The 20,495-nt window shown below is 38.6% G+C and carries 18 protein-coding genes; 13 read left to right on the forward strand and 5 right to left on the reverse strand.

Annotated features, from left to right (window positions below):
- Positions 1-171: 171 nt before the first annotated feature.
- The 9 genes from IE199_RS10085 to nrdD all read left to right on the forward strand — a co-directional run bounded on the left by IE199_RS10085 (position 172) and on the right by nrdD (position 11,558).
- The gene (locus IE199_RS10085) at positions 172-3,954 is read left to right on the forward strand and encodes a nitrate reductase subunit alpha (protein WP_189769927.1); all 3,783 of its coding nucleotides are present in this window, start codon (positions 172-174) and stop codon (positions 3,952-3,954) included.
- A gap of 5 nt (positions 3,955-3,959) precedes the next feature.
- Positions 3,960-5,501: a nitrate reductase subunit beta gene (gene narH, locus IE199_RS10090; protein ID WP_189769929.1), complete on the forward strand. Its 1,542-nt coding sequence runs from the start codon at positions 3,960-3,962 to the stop codon at positions 5,499-5,501.
- Positions 5,502-5,513: 12 nt separating this feature from the next.
- Positions 5,514-6,278: a nitrate reductase molybdenum cofactor assembly chaperone gene (gene narJ / locus IE199_RS10095; protein ID WP_189769931.1), complete on the forward strand. Its 765-nt coding sequence runs from the start codon at positions 5,514-5,516 to the stop codon at positions 6,276-6,278.
- Between the two features lie 2 nt (positions 6,279-6,280).
- Positions 6,281-6,961 (forward strand): respiratory nitrate reductase subunit gamma, encoded by a 681-nt coding sequence (gene narI, locus IE199_RS10100; protein WP_189769933.1) that lies wholly within the window; start codon positions 6,281-6,283, stop codon positions 6,959-6,961.
- A 100-nt stretch (positions 6,962-7,061) separates the two neighbouring features.
- On the forward strand, positions 7,062-8,000 hold the full coding sequence (locus tag IE199_RS10105) for a peptidylprolyl isomerase (RefSeq protein ID WP_229854650.1): 939 nt from the start codon (positions 7,062-7,064) through the stop codon (positions 7,998-8,000).
- Between the two features lie 27 nt (positions 8,001-8,027).
- Positions 8,028-8,714, forward strand: a complete 687-nt coding sequence (can, locus tag IE199_RS10110) for a carbonate dehydratase (protein ID WP_189769935.1) — start codon at positions 8,028-8,030, stop codon at positions 8,712-8,714.
- Positions 8,715-8,718: 4 nt separating this feature from the next.
- Positions 8,719-9,057, forward strand: a complete 339-nt coding sequence (locus tag IE199_RS10115) for a PM0253 family protein (RefSeq protein ID WP_189769937.1) — start codon at positions 8,719-8,721, stop codon at positions 9,055-9,057.
- 249 nt (positions 9,058-9,306) lie between these two features.
- Positions 9,307-9,768, forward strand: a complete 462-nt coding sequence (nrdG, locus tag IE199_RS10120; protein ID WP_189769939.1) for an anaerobic ribonucleoside-triphosphate reductase activating protein — start codon at positions 9,307-9,309, stop codon at positions 9,766-9,768.
- 11 nt (positions 9,769-9,779) lie between these two features.
- Complete coding sequence (gene nrdD / locus IE199_RS10125; protein WP_189769941.1) at positions 9,780-11,558, forward strand: anaerobic ribonucleoside-triphosphate reductase; 1,779 nt, start codon at positions 9,780-9,782, stop codon at positions 11,556-11,558.
- Positions 11,559-11,655: 97 nt separating this feature from the next.
- Here the strand turns inward: nrdD and ubiT are convergent, their stop codons facing one another.
- A complete protein-coding gene (ubiT, locus tag IE199_RS10130; RefSeq protein WP_189769943.1) occupies positions 11,656-12,198 on the reverse strand; it encodes a ubiquinone anaerobic biosynthesis accessory factor UbiT in 543 nt (180 codons plus the stop codon).
- Between the two features lie 279 nt (positions 12,199-12,477).
- On the opposite strand from ubiT, the gene ubiU reads away from it, so the two are divergent.
- Together ubiU and IE199_RS10140 are read left to right on the forward strand one after the other, a co-directional pair.
- Positions 12,478-13,473, forward strand: a complete 996-nt coding sequence (gene ubiU / locus IE199_RS10135; protein WP_189769945.1) for a ubiquinone anaerobic biosynthesis protein UbiU — start codon at positions 12,478-12,480, stop codon at positions 13,471-13,473.
- An 8-nt stretch (positions 13,474-13,481) separates the two neighbouring features.
- Complete coding sequence (locus IE199_RS10140; protein ID WP_189769947.1) at positions 13,482-14,345, forward strand: U32 family peptidase; 864 nt, start codon at positions 13,482-13,484, stop codon at positions 14,343-14,345.
- A gap of 90 nt (positions 14,346-14,435) precedes the next feature.
- Here IE199_RS10140 and IE199_RS10145 read toward each other — a convergent pair whose 3' ends face one another.
- The 3 genes from IE199_RS10145 to IE199_RS10155 are packed head-to-tail and all read right to left on the reverse strand — an operon-like array spanning position 14,436 to position 17,555.
- A complete protein-coding gene (locus IE199_RS10145; RefSeq protein ID WP_189769949.1) occupies positions 14,436-15,179 on the reverse strand; it encodes a gluconate 2-dehydrogenase subunit 3 family protein in 744 nt (247 codons plus the stop codon).
- Between the two features lies 1 nt (position 15,180).
- Positions 15,181-16,860 carry a GMC family oxidoreductase gene (locus tag IE199_RS10150; protein ID WP_189769951.1) on the reverse strand — a complete coding sequence of 560 codons (1,680 nt, stop codon included), beginning with the start codon at positions 16,858-16,860 and terminating at the stop codon, positions 15,181-15,183.
- Positions 16,861-16,862: 2 nt separating this feature from the next.
- Positions 16,863-17,555, reverse strand: a complete 693-nt coding sequence (locus tag IE199_RS10155; RefSeq protein ID WP_189769953.1) for a 3-keto-disaccharide hydrolase — start codon at positions 17,553-17,555, stop codon at positions 16,863-16,865.
- Between the two features lie 600 nt (positions 17,556-18,155).
- Here IE199_RS10155 and IE199_RS10160 point away from each other — a divergent pair.
- A complete protein-coding gene (locus tag IE199_RS10160; protein ID WP_189769955.1) occupies positions 18,156-18,515 on the forward strand; it encodes a hypothetical protein in 360 nt (119 codons plus the stop codon).
- 568 nt (positions 18,516-19,083) lie between these two features.
- A complete protein-coding gene (locus IE199_RS10165; protein WP_189769957.1) occupies positions 19,084-19,980 on the forward strand; it encodes a tyrosine-type recombinase/integrase in 897 nt (298 codons plus the stop codon).
- Here IE199_RS10165 and IE199_RS10170 read toward each other — a convergent pair.
- Complete coding sequence (locus tag IE199_RS10170; protein WP_189769959.1) at positions 19,977-20,423, reverse strand: SRPBCC family protein; 447 nt, start codon at positions 20,421-20,423, stop codon at positions 19,977-19,979. The two genes, IE199_RS10165 and IE199_RS10170, sit on opposite strands and share 4 nt — an antisense overlap.
- Between the last annotated feature and the right edge of the window lie 72 nt (positions 20,424-20,495).

The following is a 20,495-nucleotide window of genomic DNA, read 5'->3' on the forward strand; positions in this document are numbered from 1 at the left end:
CGAATCTTATCGGTTGCCTGCCTTTATTTTAGCGAAGTTCACTGTTTAAACCGTATACCCATTAAGAGGTAGATGCAATTTTACTGATTTTTACACCTTGATCTGGATCAAATATTTCTAGCTTGCCTTCACTAAGATGAGAGCATACTCAACGTAAAGCTGGAGATTAATATGAGTCGTTTTTTAGATAGATTACGCTTTTTCAAGCCAAAGTCTGAAAGCTTCTCAGGTGAACATGGCGTCACTACAGAAGAAGATCGTAGCTGGGAAGATGGCTACCGCCGTCGTTGGCAGCATGACAAAATTGTACGTTCAACTCATGGTGTAAATTGTACTGGTTCGTGTAGTTGGAAGATCTACGTAAAAGACGGATTAGTTACTTGGGAAACTCAGCAAACCGATTATCCAAGAACTAGACCCGATTTACCCAACCATGAGCCTAGAGGCTGCCCACGTGGAGCATCGTACTCATGGTATATCTACAGTGCAAACCGACTAAAATATCCAAAAGTACGAAAAAAACTGATCAAGCTATGGCGGGAAGCACGTGCTCAATATGCTGATCCTGTTGACGCTTGGCAATCTATTGTTGAAGACAAAGATAAAGCCAATGCTTATAAACAACAGCGTGGGCTCGGTGGCTTTGTTCGAGCAGATTGGAAAGAAGTAAACGAAATAATTGCTTCAGCCAATATTTACACAACAAAAACTTATGGACCTGATCGAGTTACTGGTTTTTCGCCAATCCCTGCAATGTCTATGGTCTCTTATGCTGCAGGTGCACGCTATTTGTCGTTAATCGGTGGCAACTGTTTAAGTTTTTATGACTGGTATTGTGATTTACCACCAGCATCACCTCAAATTTGGGGCGAACAAACCGACGTACCTGAATCTGCAGATTGGTATAATTCAAATTACATCATTGCTTGGGGTTCAAACGTACCGCAAACTCGTACACCAGATGCACACTTTTTAACTGAGGTTCGCTATAAAGGAACAAAAGTTGTTTCTATAACCTCAGATTATTCTGAGCTTTCTAAATTAACCGATCAGTGGCTTGCACCAAAACAAGGTACAGACGCAGCATTAGCCATGGCTTTTGGCCACGTTATATTGAAGGAATACCATACAACGGGTAAAAGTGAATATTTTACCAATTATGTGCGCAGTACGACTGACTTCCCAATGCTGGTTATGTTAGATGAAAAAGATGGTCATTTGGTACAAGGACGCTTTTTACGTGCTTCTGATTTGGCAAACAACCTGGGACAAAACAACAACCCTGAATGGAAAACTATTGCATTAGACCAAAACACAAATGAACTCATTTCACCTAATGGCTCTGTTGGTTATCGTTGGGGTGAAGATGGACGCAAACGTGGTAAATGGAATATTGAACAGCGCGACGGCCATAGTGGAGATGAAGTAACGTTAAAGTTAAGTTTAAAAGAGGGTCACGACGATATTGTAAACGTTGCGTTTCCTTATTTTGCAACTAAAGCAAATGCGCACGAACATAACTATTTTGATCACACTGAGCATAGCGACATTATCAATCGAAAAGTGCCGGTTAAAAAAATCACTTTGGCCGATGGCAGTCATATCGTAGTTGCTACTGTTTTTGATTTAACGTTGGCAAATTATGGTGTTGATAACGGCTATCAGTGTGAAAACTCAGCTACTTCATACGAGCAAGACTTACCTTATACGCCTAAATGGCAAGAAAAAATCACTGGTTGTCGAGCTCAAGACGTAATCAAAGTAGCAAAAGAATTTGCCGATAACGCCGCAAAGACCAGAGGTCGCTCAATGGTGATTGTAGGTGCCGCGCTAAACCATTGGTATCACATGGATATGAATTACCGTGGTCTGATCAATATGTTGATGATGTGTGGCTGTATTGGGCAATCTGGCGGTGGCTGGGCACACTATGTAGGTCAAGAAAAACTGCGTCCTCAAACAGGATGGCAACCACTGGCATTTGGTTTAGATTGGCAACGACCACCTCGTCATATGAATGGTACATCGTTTTTCTACAACCACTCTAGCCAATGGCGTTACGAAAAACTGTCAATGGATGAAGTGATTTCACCGTTAGCTGATAAATCAAAGTGGTCTGGGTCTATTGTAGACTTTAACTCACGTGCTGAACGCATGGGTTGGTTACCATCAGCACCGCAATTAGGTACTAATCCTTTAACACTTTGCAAAGAAGCAGAGAAAGCGGGCATGTCAGTCAAAGACTATACCGTAGGGCAACTTAAATCAGGACAACTTAAATTTGCCTGTGAAGAGCCTGATAACCCACAAAACTTTCCTCGTAATATGTTTGTATGGCGCTCCAACTTACTTGGCTCCTCTGGTAAAGGTCACGAGTACATGCTTAAACATTTATTAGGTACAAAACATGGCCTAATGGGTAAGGATCTAGGCGAATCTGGTGACAAAAAGCCTGAAGATGTCCAATTTGAAGAAAAGGGCGCAGAAGGCAAGGTTGATTTGTTTGTTACATTAGATTTTCGTATGTCAACAACATGTTTGTACTCCGATATCGTGTTACCAACAGCTACTTGGTATGAAAAGGACGACATGAATACCTCGGATATGCATCCGTTTATTCATCCGCTTTCCAAAGCCGTTGATCCAGTGTGGGAAGCGCGATCTGATTGGGATATTTTCAAAGGTATCGCAAAAAAATTCTCAGAGCTTACACCTGGGCACTTAGGTAAAGAAAAAGACTTAGTTACTGTGCCAATATTACATGATACACCAGCTGAAATTGCGCAACCATTTGGTGTAAAAGCCTGGTGGAAGGGGGAGTGTGATTTAATTCCTGGTCAAACAGCGCCTAATTTAGTTGAGGTTGAGCGAGATTACCCCAATATTTACGCGCGCTTTACCTCACTTGGGCCTCTAATGGACAAGTTAGGAAATGGTGGTAAAGGTATAAGTTGGAATACTCAAGAGGAAGTTGATTTTCTTGGAAAACTTAACAAAGTACATCACGAAGGCGCAAACGAAGGCCGTCCAAAAATTGATTCAGCCATTGACGCCTGTGAGGTTATTTTATCACTAGCTCCTGAAACAAACGGCCATGTGGCCGTAAAGGCTTGGGATGCCTTAGGTAAAATTACTGGCCGTGATCACACTCATTTAGCTAAACCCAAAGAAGAAGAAAAAATTCGTTTTCGTGATATCCAAGCGCAACCAAGAAAAATTATATCTTCTCCAACCTGGTCAGGGTTAGAAGATGAACATGTTTCATACAATGCTGGATATACCAACGTTCATGAATTAATCCCTTGGCGCACCATTACAGGTAGACAGCAGTTTTACCAAGATCATGAATGGATGAGAGATTTTGGTGAAACAATGTGTGTTTATAAGCCCCCAATCAACCTAAAAACTGTACAGCCATTAATGAATAAAAAACCTAATGGCAATAAAGAAATTGCTTTGAACTGGATCACACCACATCAAAAATGGGGTATTCATTCAACATACTCGGATAACTTGTTAATGCTGACATTGTCGCGAGGTGGCCCAATTGTTTGGATCTCAGAAGTGGATGCTAAAGCTGCCGGCATAGTTGATAACGATTGGATTGAAGTGTTTAACGTTAACGGTGCAATTGCAGCAAGAGCAGTTGTTTCACAACGTGTGCCAGAGGGTATGAGCATGATGTACCACGCTCAAGAACGCATTGTTAACGTTCCTGGCGCAGAAACCACACAAACACGCGGAGGTATCCATAACTCAGTTACCCGTGCTGTGATGAAACCTACACACATGATTGGCGGTTACGCTCAACAATCATACGGGTTTAACTATTACGGCACCGTAGGTTGTAACAGGGACGAGTTCGTTATTGTTCGAAAAATGTCAAAAGTGGATTGGTTAGATGAAGAATCAAATGACCAAACTGAAGCACAGCTGAATGAGTACAGAGGTTAGTCACTATGAAAGTTAGAGCGCAAATAGGTATGGTGCTGAACTTAGACAAATGTATAGGTTGTCATACTTGTTCAGTTACTTGTAAAAATGTTTGGACATCTCGTGAAGGTGTTGAGTACGCTTGGTTTAACAATGTTGAAAGTAAACCAGGTGTAGGTTATCCAAAAGAGTGGGAAAACCAAGAAAAATGGAATGGCGGCTGGGTACGTAATTCAGCAGGTAAACTTGAACCCAAACAAGGGGGTAAACGTCGAATTTTAGCTAATATCTTCGCAAACCCAGATTTACCTGAAATAGATGATTATTACGAACCATTTGATTTTGATTATCAGCACCTGCATAAAGCGGGCGAATCAAAACATCAACCTGTTGCCCGTCCAAGATCCTTGATCTCTGGTCAGCGTATGGAAAAAATTAACTGGGGACCTAACTGGGAAGAAATTTTAGGTACTGAGTTTAAACATCGGAAAGCAGATAAAAACTTTGATCATGTTCAAGCCGACATTTATGGTCAGTTTGAAAAGACCTTTATGATGTATCTGCCACGTTTATGTGAACACTGTTTAAACCCAGCGTGTGTCGCAAGTTGTCCAAGTGGTGCAATCTATAAACGTGAAGAAGACGGTATTGTATTAATTGATCAAGACAAATGTCGTGGATGGCGTATGTGTGTTTCTGGATGCCCATACAAAAAGATCTACTACAACTGGAAAACGGGTAAATCAGAAAAATGTATTTTTTGTTATCCACGCATTGAAGCGGGACAACCAACAGTTTGTTCAGAAACTTGTGTAGGTAGAATTCGTTATCTAGGTGTAATGCTTTATGATGCAGATCGCATTGAAGAAGCGGCGTCAGTGCCTAACGAAGAAGATTTATATCAAGCCCAATGCGATATTTTCTTAGACCCTAATGATGAAGCTGTTCAGGCGGCTGCGCTTAAAGAAGGCATTCCGCAGGCCTGGTTAGACGCCGCTGTGCAGTCGCCTGTTTATAAAATGGCAATGGAATGGAAAGTGGCATTACCACTTCATCCAGAATACCGCACCTTACCCATGGTGTGGTATGTGCCTCCTCTAAGTCCTGTTCAAACAGCGATTGAATCAGGCCATGTAGGTCAAAATGGTGTTATCCCTGACTTAAAATCACTTCGTATACCAATGAAGTATTTAGCTAACTTGTTAACAGCAGGTGATGAAAAGCCCGTTATCCATGCTCTTGAACGTATGTTAGCAATGCGCGCATATAAACGTTCACAACAGGTTGATCAGGTAGAAGATAGCAAAGTGCTGGAGCAAGTTGGTTTATCTAAAATGCAAATTGAAGACATGTATCACACCATGGCCATTGCTAACTACGAAGATCGTTTTGTTATTCCAACTAGCCATAAAGTACAAACAGATAACGCTTTTAATGATAAATCAGGTTGTGGTTTTAGCTTTGGCAATGGTTGTGCAACGGGGTCGACAGGGACAAACTTGTTTGGTGGTAAATCACAAACACAACGTCAAGTGATCCCTGTTAGCATGATAGATCCGATGGAGTAGGAGGTTTTTAATATGCAAATTTTAATGACACTATCTCGATTAATTGATTACCCCAATCAAGCACTTGTTGCTGTTGCAGAAGATGTAGTTCAAGCGATAGCTAACGATAATTCGCTGTGTAGCGATGATAAGCATAACTTGATCAAGTTTTTTGATGATAGATGTGCCATGGATATCTTAGATTGGCAATCTGAATACGATGCGCTTTTTGAACGAGGACGTTCACTGTCTTTATTATTATTTGAACACATTCACGGCGAAAGCCGTGATCGTGGGCAGGCAATGATCGACCTATTAAATCAATACAAAGCGGCCGGTTTAGATATTGGTGTGCGTGAGTTACCAGACTACATTCCGCTATTCTTAGAGTTCGTTTCTACCCAAGGGACTGACAATGCGATCAGTTGGTTACAAGATGTAGCCCATATTTTTGCTTTATTAAAAGTCAGGCTAGAACAGCGTGATAGCGACTATGCAGTGCTCTTTAGTGCGCTAGTTAACTTAGCGCAAGCTGACATAGATTACGCGGATCTTGCACAACAAGTCCAAGGTGAAAAACGCGATGACACCAAGGAAGCAATTGATAAAGTCTGGGAAGAAGAAATGGTTAAATTTGGGCCAGATCAAAACAACGATACCTGCCCAAGTACTGTTAATCGCCCATCAGCGTCACAAAGTCGAACACAAGAAGTTCCTATTCAAATGATGGATGCAGTTATCGCAGAAACCATAGCTAAAGAGGCTAGCCAAGCGACAACTATTCCTGGAGGTAAATAATCATGGACTACTTAAATACCCTGTTATTTGGTTTATATCCATATATTGCATTAACTATATTTATTTTCGGTAGCATGTTGCGCTATGACCGAGAGCAATACACTTGGAAAACAGGTTCAAGCCAAATGTTGGAAAGCAAAGGCATCCAAAAAGGCTCCATGGCATTTCATATCGGCATTATTGCGGTATTAGCTGGTCATTTTGTTGGCTTACTAACACCTCATCAAGTTTGGGATGTACTTGGCGTAACACCAGCAACCAAGCAACTGATTGCTATGGGAGCAGGCGGCTTTTTTGGGTTAATTTGTTTATATGGCATAGTTATCTTGCTAAATCGCCGATTAAACAATCCTCGTGTACGTGCAACTAGCTCTACCATGGATATTCTTATTTTAGTATTAATTTTCATACAGTTGGTGCTAGGACTTATTAGCATTCTATTTTCATTCAGTCACTTAGATGGTAGCGAAATGCTTAAAATGATGAGTTGGGCGCAAAATATCGTCACCTTTGACATGACACACGCTGCTCAATCGCTAAGTACAGTAGGATTTATCTACAAACTACATATCTTTTTAGGTATGACATTATTTGTACTATTTCCGTTTAGCCGATTAGTGCATATTTGGAGCGTGCCAGTTAAGTATATGCGCCGAAATTACCAAGTAGTACGAGCTAAATAATGCCTAAGTAGAGCTTTGTTATAGTCGCTATTAACTGTCGAAAGAATTAATAGCGACTTTTATATCGCTTAATTCATCGCTTTATTTTCGAGGAAAAATCATGGAAATAATCAATGCAGCCCCACAATTTGACGCCAGTATAGCTCACCAATGTGGAGAAGAAGATTTAGTAGTAAATAACCCAGCTGTTAATCATGGTGATTTTACTGAAGTAGAAGACGAACTTAAAGAAGCTCAACGCAAACTTAACTTCCCCCCAGAAGTTCCAGAAATTAAGGTTAACGGCGTAGAAATAAGTGAACAGCAAGTACTAGCCGAAATGCAGTACCATAGCGCACAAAGCAAACGTGAAAGTATGGTAAAGGCTGCCCAATACTTGATTGTTAATGAACTTGTTAAACAGCAAGCATTAGCTAAAGGTGTTTACAAAAAAACTGAAATAGAAAATGTTAATGAACACGAAATGGTGCAGCGTCTAGTCAGTTTTGAACATCAAACACCGGCAGCATCTGAGAATGAATGTTTAAGATTTTATCAACAAAACAAAATTAAATTTCGCACCTCTCCATTGCTTGAAGTCAGGCATATACTGCTTGCATCACCGCCGGAGAATGTTTCAGAACGAATACAAATAAAAGAAATCGCTCAACAACTGGTTATTCAACTTAAAAAAGGTGAAATTTCTTTTGATGATGCAGTTCAACGTCATTCAGCTTGCCCATCAAAAAGTACGAAGGGTAGTTTGGGACAAGTAAGTCAAGGACAAACAGCGCCTGAGTTTGAGCGCCAACTATTTAAAGCTAATACTGGGTTAATCAACTATCCGATAGAGTCACGTTATGGCTTTCACATCGTTTACGTCGACAGAAAAATAGCAGGCTCAGATTTACCGTTTGACTATGTAAAACAAAGGATTTGTGACTATTTAAATGAAAAGGTTGAGCGTAAAACAATCGCGCAGTACATCCAAAATTTAATAAATGACGCTGAAATAGTGGGTTTTAATTTTGATTTTGACCGTTCGCCGTTGATGCAATAATTCAGCGGAACAGGAGTTAATAGTAGTATGTGTGATATCAATCAGTTATTGACCAATAATGAATTTTGGTCGAACCGTAACATTACAAATGATCCCGAATTTTTTCACCGTTTAGCTGCACAGCAACACCCAGATTACTTATGGATTGGCTGCTCTGACTCAAGAGTACCTGCTAATGATATTGTAGGTTTAGCACCTGGCGAGTTATTTGTACATCGTAACATTGCCAACGTTATTCAAATGACCGACTTTAATTGTTTGTCAGTTTTACAATTTGCAGTAGAGGTTTTAAAAGTTAAACACATTATTGTTTGTGGTCATTATGGTTGTGGAGGGGTTCAAGCAGCACTAGGTAATGAGGAACATGGTTTTGTGGATCATTGGTTGGGCCATATAAAAGAAGTGTATTTAAAACACCAAGACGAAATTGACCAACTGCGCTTTCGCCAACAAAAAGTTAATCGACTTTGTGAGCTAAACGTCATTGAACAGGTTAAAAATTTAACAAAAATCAAAACCATTCAGCATGCGTGGCAACGTAGTCAATCACTATCTATACATGGATGGATATATTCCATATGTGATGGATTAATTAAAAACCTTGAAGTTACCGTTAGCGCTATCGATGCAGTTGAAGTGCCATTTAGGCTTACACCGACCAATCGCCATACAAGGCCCGTTATTGATACGTCTTTAGTAGGGTCAACTGTTTGACAATATGGACCGTAATCCTTTCACAGCAAAGTGGTCAGCACAAGGGCACACGTTATGCTTAGGTCATTGGGAAATAACGTATTTAGATTTACCGCTTGTTATACCAAGACCTTATGTAGAAAAGGATATGGGAACAAGGGGCAACTTTAGTTATTTATTTGAAGATGATGATGATTTTATTGAAGGAGAGCCATTTGAATCATGGTTAGACATTAATATTGAATGGCTGGTCGAGGTATTTGAGCAGCACCAAATTCCCACTGAACCTTTATATTTTGAGTATTTCTATTTAGCGGTAAATGCTCAAGATTGGCGTTGCAGTAGCTGCGGTGGCTGTATGTAACTTACTTAAACACCGAATTACAACCTCTTTATTATTCCATTTCATAAACAATCGGTAGTCAAAACCGAGGGCTCATTAGCTCGGTTATAAAAAACTGAATATCTTAAAGCTACTTCAAGTACCAAAAATTAACCGTTTAACAAATAGGACTATTGCATATATTGCGTACTCTTTAAGTGGTATATAAAAAACATCAAAACCACTATATATTGTGTCTTAACCATACCTAAAACACAATATATAGATTTTATGTTTAATACCTTACCTCCAAAAATCGTTTTTCAAGAAGTACCAGATCATGTATCACTGGCTTTTTTAATTACAGGCTGCCCACTTCGTTGCAAAGGATGTCACAGCACTGATTCTTGGAACAAACTAAAAGGTAAACCACTAACAAAAAGCTCATATATAAGCTATCTAAATAGATACCATTCCTTCATCAATTGTGTTGTGTTTTTTGGCGGTGAATGGGCCAGCCCAGCACTTATTGAAAAGCTGTTAATTGCCAAAGATTTTAAACTCAAAACTTGTCTATATTCTGGGTTAGAACAAGTTCCAGTACAAATCTTAACCTTATTAGATTTTGTAAAAGTCGGCCCTTGGCAACGCAAAAGGGGCGGCTTAACAGATAAAAATACCAATCAACGTTTTTACGATCTTAACAGTGGCAAATGTTTAAATTTTAAGTTTCAAAGTCCAAACCAACAATAAGAGGCAATATTATGCAACGATTAACAACTGAACAACTTACATCAAAAAAGCTCTTTATAAGGCATTATATGAAAGCAAGTAATGCTGCAGATGGCTCAAGGATGGATGCAAACGCCAATGTTACTCATAAAAACATTGCAACTTTAGAAGCTGAATTAATGAAGGATTACTTTATACAGGTAAATAGGGCACAAGTATGTGAAAAGATCAGCGAGTTATTTTCAGCTGAATTAGCAGACGAATATATAAGACAAATTGAAACTCACGAGATATATGTTCATGACGAAACTAGTCTAAAGCCCTATTGTGCATCTATTTCTTTGTATCCATTTTTGCTTGAAGGCTTAACTTCGCTTGGCGGGGAGTCAAAAGCGCCTAAACATTTAGCTTCTTTTTGTGGTAGTTTTGTAAATTTGGTTTTTGCTATCAGTGCTCAGTTTGCTGGAGCAATAGCCACTGTCGAGTTTCTTACCTATTTCGACTATTTTGCACGCAACGAATTGGGAGACGATTATCTAACCTGTCACTCGGCCGAAGTTGACAACCATTTACAGCATGTTGTTTACGCCCTTAATCAACCTGCGGCGGCAAGGGGTTATCAAAGTGTTTTTTGGAATATTTCCATTTACGACCAATTTTACTTTGAATCTTTGTTTGAACACTTTGTTTTTCCAGATACTACTAGACCTAACTGGCAAAGTGTTAGTCGTTTACAACAGTATTTTTTATCGTGGTTTAATAAAGAAAGGGAAAAATCAATTTTAACTTTTCCTGTTGTAACAGCAGCCATGTTAACAAAAGAAGATTTAGTTAAAGATACGCAATTTGCACAAATGTGTGCAAAACAAATGAGCGAAGGTAATTCTTTTTTTGTTTATCAATCTGAGCGGGCTGATTCACTCGCTTCGTGTTGTCGGCTAAGAAATGAAATAAGCGATAACACCTTTTCCTATACGCTTGGCGCAGGTGGTGTTTCAACTGGCTCTATCAATGTGATCACCCTTAATATGAATCGTTTAGTACAAGACGGTAGAGACTTATTATCTGAAGTAGAAAAAATTCAAAAATATCAAGTAGCGTATCGACTCATCATGGAAGATTATCAAGCCAGCGGTATGTTACCAGTATATGATGCTGGCTTTATCCACCTAGATAAACAATTTTTAACTTTAGGTATAAATGGCATGGTTGAAGCTGCTGAGTATTTGGGGATAAAGGTTGGCAATAACGAAGACTATAGAGCATTTGTTGATCAACATTTAAAAGTTATTTTTGACGCAAATAAGCATGCAAAGGCGTTATTTGGTTTTCAGTTTAACACTGAATTTGTACCTGCTGAAAATCTAGGGATAAAAAATGCTGCCTGGGATAAAAAGGACGGATATCTTGTTGCTAGGGATTGTTATAACTCGTATTTTTATATAGTCGAAGATGAAGATATTAATCATGTCGATAAGTTTGTGTTACACGGTAAAGGTTTTAACCGTTATTTAGATGGCGGTTCAGCTTTGCACCTAAATTTGGAAGAGTCTCTAACTGAAGCTAATGCACTTAACTTGTTAAACATAGCAGCAAAAACGGGCTGCAACTACTTTTGTATCAATGTAAAGATCACGTTATGTAACGATTGTCAGCATATAGATAAACGTACTTTACATAGGTGCTCAGCATGCCATTCTAACAATATAGATTATGGCACACGTGTAATAGGGTACTTAAAGAGAGTATCGGCTTATAGTCAAGGAAGAAGAGCAGAGCACGGTCGTCGCTACTACCACCTGAACCCTTAATAAAAAAACAAGTTTTTAAGTCTTAATGCAAATAAAGTAATATCGAGTTTAATAGGCCGAAATTGCTTTATTTGGTTTAGTACTCTTGTTTAAATTATTAAGCATTTATTTGGGACCATTGTTTTTGAAACCTCTTTATAATCCTTTGCACAGGTTCTGAAAATGCATCAAAAACCTGATAGTCATCAATAAAATTTTTGATTGCTAGTCCAAGCTCAGTATTCCCGGTAACTAGTAGCTTACGCTTGAAAAATAACGTATCAGGATCAACCTTTTTACTTGCTAATAACAGTAAGCTTTGGCTGTCGGCATGAAATACTACGTCAGCTTTATTAATCGCCTTAGGCAATTCGATTTCTACTTGTAAATATGAATCGTCGATACCTTCAACAAGTGTAATGTAACAACAAAAATCGGCATCTGTGATGGTTAACTCAAGCCAGTTACCCGCTACAAAGCTTAGCTCATCTTCATTTATCGCTGGTAAAAATATTTTGTTAAGCATTACGCTTATCAGATGTTCAGTCAAAGAGGCTGGTAAAAGGTCAAATGGTTTGAATAGGTGAGGTGTCAACATGAGCAACTTTTCATGTACCTTTTTTCCTAGGTGTTGATTGTAAAACGTTGTTACTCGATTCATTTATAGTCCTTAAAATCTAAAAGAGTGTACTTTTTAGATTTAATGTAAATGGTTGCTTAGCGCATAGCATCAGTGGTCAACTCTCAGCGTTAAACTCAGCTTTGACTTTCAATTTAAGCTTTTAATAAATAAGTATATTGTCGGCGTTTGCTTACAGGGAAGCTTTGCGTTAGATCAACAAACTGTTTTTGATGCTCCGTACAATAGGGGTACTCCGTTAGAGGGATTGTTAAGAAAATAATTCCAGCCAAAATAAAGAAAAACCAAGGAGAGTTATCAATGGAATTATTATGTCCGGCAGGTAATTTGTCATCTTTAAAAACCGCCATAGACAGCGGTGCTGATGCTGTATACATCGGCCTTAAAAATGACACAAATGCTCGCCATTTTGCTGGTTTAAATTTTTCAAAATCAAAACTTGAGCAAGCAGTAAGCTACGTTAAACAACACAACAAAAAACTACACTTGGCGATTAACACATTTGCAAACAGTGAAAATTGGCAGGTTTGGAAAGAATCCGTTGATTTGGCAGCAGATATTGGCGTAAATGTTTTAATCGCAGCAGATATTTCTGTATTAAATTACGCTCGTACACATTATCCAGATCTTGAGCTTCATTTATCAGTACAAGCGTCAGCTACTAACGCTGAAGCAATCAATTATTATGCTAAAAATTTCAACATTCAGCGCGTGGTATTACCAAGAGTCTTGTCTATTCATCAAGTAAAGCAATTGGCTCGCAGTACTGAAGTTGAGTTAGAGGTGTTTGCTTACGGTAGTTTGTGCATCATGGCAGAAGGGCGTTGCCATTTATCATCTTATTTAACAGGCGAATCTCCAAATATGAATGGCGTGTGTTCTCCGGCAAAGTTTGTTAGTTGGCAAGATACAGAGCAAGGGCTTGAATCTCGATTAAACAACATTTTAATTGACCGATATAGCGCAAATGAATCTGCAGGTTACCCGACATTGTGTAAAGGCCGCTTTAATGTTGACGATACCTTGTATCACACACTTGAAGAGCCAACGAGCTTAAACTCAATGGAGCTTTTACCTCAGCTTATTAATATGGGGGTTTCGTCGATAAAGATTGAAGGACGACAACGAAGCTCTGCTTATGTTAGGGAAGTAACTCAAACCTGGCGCCAAGCGATAGATGCATGTTTAAAAAAGAAGCAAGAATTTACCGTTAATCCCCAATGGCAACATACCTTAGCTTCACTTTCAGAGGGTAATCAAACAACTTTGGGTGCTTACCATAAACAATGGCAATAGAGGTTAAGATGAAATATTCACTGGGTAACATCCAATATTTTTGGCCAAAACAAACTGTTGAATCCTTTTATCAATCTGCGATAGATTCTGACGTAGATATTGTTTATCTCGGCGAGTCCGTATGCAGTAAAAGGAGAGAAATGCGGTTAAAAGACTATTTATACATTGCAAACGAGTTAACTAAAGCCAACAAACAAGTAGTACTTTCTACCATGGTGTTGTTGGAGGCTCCTTCTGAATTAAACGAATTAAAAAAGTATTGTGATAACGGCGACTTTTTAGTTGAAGCCAATGATATCTCAGCAATTCAATTGTTAACTGAGCGAAAGCTACCTTTTGTTGCTGGCAGTGCGTTGAATTTATACAACCATCACGCACTTAAACTGTTGACGGAGCAAGGAATGGTAAGGTGGTGTATTCCCGTGGAACTATCGCGTGATCGTCTCAAGAATATCGTTTATCAGTGTGAAAAGACTAACATTAGGCATAAATTTGAAATAGAAGTAACAAGTTTTGGCCATTTACCTTTAGCTTTTTCAGCTCGTTGTTTTACAGCACGCTCAGAAAATCGCCCCAAGGACGACTGCCAATTATGCTGTATTAATTACCCAAATGGTCGGCTGACACAGAGTCAAGAAGGAGAGTCTTTATTTGTGTTAAATGGCATACAAACAATGTCGGGTTATTGTTACAACTTAAGTGGCGAACAACAAAACATGCAAGGTTTAGTCGATATTATGAGGGTATTACCTGAAAGTGAAGAAGCATTTCACATTATTTCTCAGCTAAAACAGGGAAATTCGCTATATAGCGAAACTCATCATTCCAATGGTTATTGGCATCAAATTCCAGGCCTTTCAACAGCTCTTTAGCACCACAAAAAACATATAAAAAAAACAGCATTAGCTATAGAAATAGACAAATGCTGTTTTTATTACAATAAATTACGCGATTAAACGTTATTAAGCTTTATATGCAAATTCCGTTAGCCCCAATTCGGCTAGAATGTTATCTAAATGCTGTTGTGCTGGTTTATCTGGCCCTGGGTAATCACCTGCAATTGGCACATTCCCCATATAACCTATATCTTTCATGCCCGCAGGTGAACAGAAAAATGCCGCCATAACTAGATTTCTAAAACGAGCAAATGCTTTAGCTATTTGTTGAAACTCTTCTGGAGTGGTAGGCGTTCGATACGCAATATCATCAATAATGGCTATTTGTTCATTTGTGTTTAATTTCGCAAAAATTTTGTTAAATCTTTGTGTTGCTTCGTCGTCAATCCAAGCAAGAGCATGTAAAATAGTACTACGATCTCGTTGTTGACCAGAATAGGGCGCGCTGACCCATTCATTAATAACCGCTGGAACATCAACTTCCGTTGCTGAGGGCACATCACCTTCACGAGGCACAATGATATCAGACAATATAGCAACTAGTGTTAATTGCTCTGTAGTCAAAGTTAGCGGCCATGGAGACTCAGGAGGAATGATCAAGTTGGGATCGGTACCGTAACCTTTACCCGTAATAGGCTTTAGTTTTAAGTCTGGCCAGTGGCCAACAGTGGATTTGTCAGCATATGCGTCGCTTGAAAAACCCACTGAAGCTACAGCAGCTGAACTGACGGCTAAGGCACTTAACCACTTTAATGAGTCGCGTCGGCTCATGCCGGAACGGTACATGTATTTGTCATTAATTGTCGACATGTTAAATTTCTCCCTTATCCAATTGCTCTGCTAGCCAAGTAGAATTACGCATTGCCAAGGTCATGATGGTTAAGGTACAGTTTTTGTGAGGGTTAGATGCAAAAACACCTGCATCCATCACAAATAGGTTGTTGCAATCCCATGTTTGACCCCATTGGTTTGTCACGGAGTCTTTTGGTGAACTACCCATACGCGTGGTGCCAACTTCATGGATAATTTCACCGCCTCTGGAAATTGCTTTTTCAGCAGGTGGCAACTCGCCAACTTCAGCGCCCATGGTTTCAAGTATTTGCTTGGCTGTTTTTAACCCGTGTTCAATTTGCTTTAATTCATGTTCAGACCATTTAAAGTGAAACTTGGCAACAGGAATACCCCATTGGTCTGTCACTTTATCGTCTATTTCCATGTAAGAATGTTTGTTAGGTAGCATTTCACCACGCAATGCAAAACCCACATATGCACCATAATGCTCCTTAACAATTTGTTTTGCTTTTGTGCCGTAGCCTTGCACATTGCCTGAAACACCTGCACCAGGCTGGCCAAAGCCACTACTAATTTCAAAATGATAGCCTCTGGGGAAATCAAGTTCACCGTTCGCGTGGGCTTTATGTCCCCACCAAGGAATAAATAAATGATTGCCAGTATGACCGTCTTCATTATAGCGAGGACGACCTTTTAGGGCAGGCACCAAACCGCTTAGCCATGCACCAGTTGTGTCCATTAGGTTTCGACCAACTTGACCACTTGAGTTGGCAAGGCCGTTAGGGTGATGTTTACCTTTGGAGTTAAGTAATAAGCGAGCTGACTCACATGCACTTGCTGCTAAAATTACTACTCTTGCGGTTAAGTTATGTTCTTGTTTTGATTTTTTATCAACATACGTTACGCCCGTAACCTTGCCATTATCATCAGTGGCTACCGATTTAACCATCGCATTCGTAATGACTTTAAGGTTACCTGTAGCTTTAGCCATTGGAATAAGCGAAGTAGTTGTTTGGAATGCAGCACCTATAGAACAGCCATGACCACATGGTGTCGCATAAAAACAAGCAGCACGATCATCTTTCGGACGAGTTAAAACGGCTCGGTGCATTGGCACAACTGGAATATTGTGTTTTTTCGCGGCTGCTGCAACTAAAAGCTCAGGTACACGTGGAGTAGGGGGCGGCTGTAAAATGCCTTCAGATGAAGGAGGCATGTCGTCTAGACCGGTATTGGTGCCACAGATTCCGACTATTTCTTCTGTTTTATCATACCAGGGCGCTAGATCTTTATATTCAAAAGGCCAATCAGCACCCAATCCATCGCGTGTTTTACCTTTAAAGTCATGTTCACTAAAACGTAAAGAATAGCGTCCCCAGTGATTTGTACGGCCACCAAGCATACGAGCTCGCCACCAATAGAAAGTTGAATCTTTACCAGTCGTATACGGCTCATTGGGTACTTGCCAGCCACCATCAACGGTAGCATCATAAAAACCAAAGTTTTTATCACTGGTACTCGTGCCCATCAAAGGTGCTTCACTATTACTTTTGAACATTGAAGATTCAGTTTTAGGATCATAGTCACGGCCAGCTTCTAACATAAGTACTTTATGACCTGCTTTGGCAAGTGTATACGCTGCCATACCGCCACCCGCGCCAGAGCCAACTATTAATACCTGATGTTTAAAGTTACTCATGATCATAGCTCTCTTATTTTTATATTTTTAAACCAGACTTTATCGCCATGGTCTTGCAAGCCAATATGGCCCGATTTTCCTTGCGCAAAGCCTTGCCAAGTCGCAAACTTACTACTCTTAACTAAATTGTTCCAAGTAGTGCTGCCAATAACAATACTCGCAGTGGATACGCCGTTTTGCCAAACTTGTAAATGACCATCAACAAGTTTAATTGTCACTTGATTCCACTGCTCTGCAGGTTTATGAGAGGCTTTAGGAGAGGAGACTAAATCATACAAAGAGCCCGATAAATGAGAGTCTACTTTATTATCAGAATGACGTTCGTTATCCAAAATTTGTACTTCTGGTGCGTGGGAATAAATGGCTTGCCCTAGCTCATCTACAAGCACAAAAATACCACTATTACCCGCAGAGGAAATTTTCCATTCAAGTTGTAATTCAAAATTTTTATAGGCTTTTTTAGTAAGAATATCACCACCGCCACGCGCGGTTAGTGACATGGTATTATTATCTATTTGCCATTTCTTATTTAATTGCTCACTTTTATAATTTCGCCATTGAGACATGTCTTTGCCGTTAAACAGCAATTCCCAACCGGCTTGTTGCTCTTGTTCACTTAGCTGGTTATCCGCAGCGTTTGAGGTATTGGTCATAATAGCCAATGACAGTGCTGCTAGTTTTATTGTTTTAAGCATAATGTTGATTCTTTCTAATTGTTGTAATTTGATTAACTTTAAAATTTTTCACAGCTTTTATAATAACTTACAAACAGTTTATGCCTGTTAATTAACTGTGATGCAAGGTCAAATTATGTTCTAGCCAGTAATGATAATAAGGTTTGAGCAAACAAAATCGTTAGTATTTTTTCGGTTGATAATGATACAAAATCGGCGTTTACGTGTAGAAACAAGGACGTTTAATAGTAATAAAAGTAATGTGTAGCCTTTTAAATACAAAGACCAACCAATAAAGCCCAATGTTTAAAAATCTGCTTTTTGTAAAATTCGACACACGATGTATGTTTAGTTTTATTAATTGAACTTATTGCTTTAATTAGTAAAAAATAGGGCACTTGTATTTACTGTTAAAACAATTAAAAAAGATAACTGATACCAGTTAATAATATATAGCGCGATACGGGGTTTGTTATTAGTAATTCTCAGTTGTTCACATAAATAGGCAATAAAATATATTTTTTCGTGGATTGTGGCCAATCTTACCGAAACCAGCAAAGCTTGCAGACGACAACGCAAAATTGTACTGTGCTTAAAGTCTATTTTAAGAAGGATTTTAAAGTGATTGAGTTAAACTATTTAAAAGTGGGTTTAACTATATTCATTTCTATATTTTTGTCGCTACTTAGCTATCATTTTTTTGAAAAGTATTTACTGGTAACTAAACAAGAAAAAGTAACTCCGGTCATCTATCAGCAACCAAATGATTTCAGTAAAACAGCCTTGCAGATACAAAAACAAAGTCTAGAGCAAATAAAACAAATTAGAGAACTAAATAAAGAAGAGCGAAACAGAATTAATTCAATTAGAAGAACTAACGATGAAACTTGCCAGTATTGGCGCTCACAGTATCAAAAGAACTATAACGACTACAACAGATCCCAAATGCAAAGTGCTTGTTCGAGGGCTGCTAATGATTAGCAGCTTTTACAAGTGGGCAAATACAATTCGTTTCAAGCATAGAAAAACAACGTTTTACAAACATTAAGGCAACTTAAACCAACAGCCTTACTAGTTTAGCTATATTTATTACTTATTAAAATCACGATTTTAAAAGATTATGTGTACAAGTAATTAGATATCATGCTACATTTGGCCTTATTACGTTTAATTTTGGTGTTTTAGCGCACTTGCTAGTATTTAAGTCGATTTAACTAGTATCATTTAAAATACAGTAAAACACCCTGAAAGCACTATTATATATGGCTTTCAATGATTTAAAGCTATTATTTTACGTGACGCTACGCGAATTCTACCTGTCATGGTAGCCAAAGTGCTTCTATTTTTCACGTAGCGTTACCACTTTTAGCTGTTGTTTTAAGGCCAAGGATTTTAGTTTTTTAAAGTAATATTAATTTAGCCATTCTTCGCTATTACGTTTTGTATTTATAAATTGGTGATCGGGTTTCGTTATTATTTCTTACATTTGATTGTGCCACTTAAGTAGATTTTACGTAGCGTTAAAAACACAAAGGTAAATTTAAAAATTATGTTTTCCAACAAATGTGCTTCAGACATTTATTTGTTATCACTGCAATCTGAACAAAGCCGTGTCACTATGGAGTCGTTGCTTAACGTTGTTGCTTATAAACTTCAAAAAAAGAAATCACATCGCGACGTTGATTGGTCTAAGTTGCATTACGAACAAATTCTCATGTTGGTATCGGACTTACAGAAAGAAAAAAAATCTCCAGCGACAATCAATGTTTATCTCAGTGCACTTAAAGGTGTTGCTAAAGAAGCTTGGCGCAAAAAGAACATTGACGTAGAAGCATATCAGCACATTAAAGAAATTAAACGCATTAAAGGTTCGCGCAGTGTTAAAGGCCGAGCTTTAGAGTTAAGTGAACTCAATCAATTGATTGACTATTGCATGATGCAAGACGGTGTTATTGCAATGCGTGACGCAGCCGTTATTGCACTGGTATATGGTGCAGGTTTACGCCGACATGAAGCTGCAAATTTATTGTTATCAGATCTCGATTTAGAAGATGCAACGTTGCGTGTTTTAGGTAAAGGTAACAAAGAACGTGTAAACGCCCTTCACAACAGGATCCTTGAGATCCTCGACGTATGGTTATTAGAGCGTGGTGTCGAGCCAGGTCCTTTATTTCAAAGGGCTCGCAAAGGAAATAGATTGATCAATGAACCAATTTCTGGGCAAACTGTATATGACATTATCATTAGACGTTACCAAGAAGCCGGGCTAAAACGTTTAACGCCGCACGATTTAAGGCGAACATTTGCGACAAAGCTGTTAGAAAACGGCGAAGATGTTTTTGTTGTACAAGATCTTATGGGTCATTCATCGGTAGAAACAACTAAAAACTACGATCGCCGTGCTGATATTGCTAAAAAGAAAGCGGCAAGAGCATTACCTTTTTAGTTATTCGATATAATTTGTTTTAATTGTTCAATGCTTTTAATTGCTCGCTGTTGAATATCTGTACTGAGCGTGTTTATCAGATTTGTTTCAGAGGATAAGTCAACGTTTCTTGAAAAATAGCTTAATTCAAACAATACGTCGTCGCCCTGCTCTGTAAACTCCATTTTCATCATAGGCAAAATGGGCGCTAAGTCTCCGTGAGTAATGAACAATTTATTCTTTTCATAGCGAACGACTTTAATTAACAAATCAGTCGAAATTCCATTTAGTTTTAATTTTTCAACATAGGACTTTCCTACAGAATTTTTAATAGCTTTATCTGTTGCTTCAACTCGATAAACATCAGGAAACCAATTGGCGTAGTTCTCCATATCTGTAACGTAGTTAAAAAAATACTCTATGTTTGTTTGAAATCTGTGTTCTATTTTTGCAAGTGTGATCAAAATAAGTTTCTCGCTGATTTAAAAATTAATATTTTGAATAATGCTTAACTTAACGTACAGTTACTTATAGTT

Source organism: Thalassotalea marina, from assembly GCF_014656435.1.
GTDB classification, from domain to species: Bacteria; Pseudomonadota; Gammaproteobacteria; order Enterobacterales; family Alteromonadaceae; genus Thalassotalea_C; species Thalassotalea_C marina.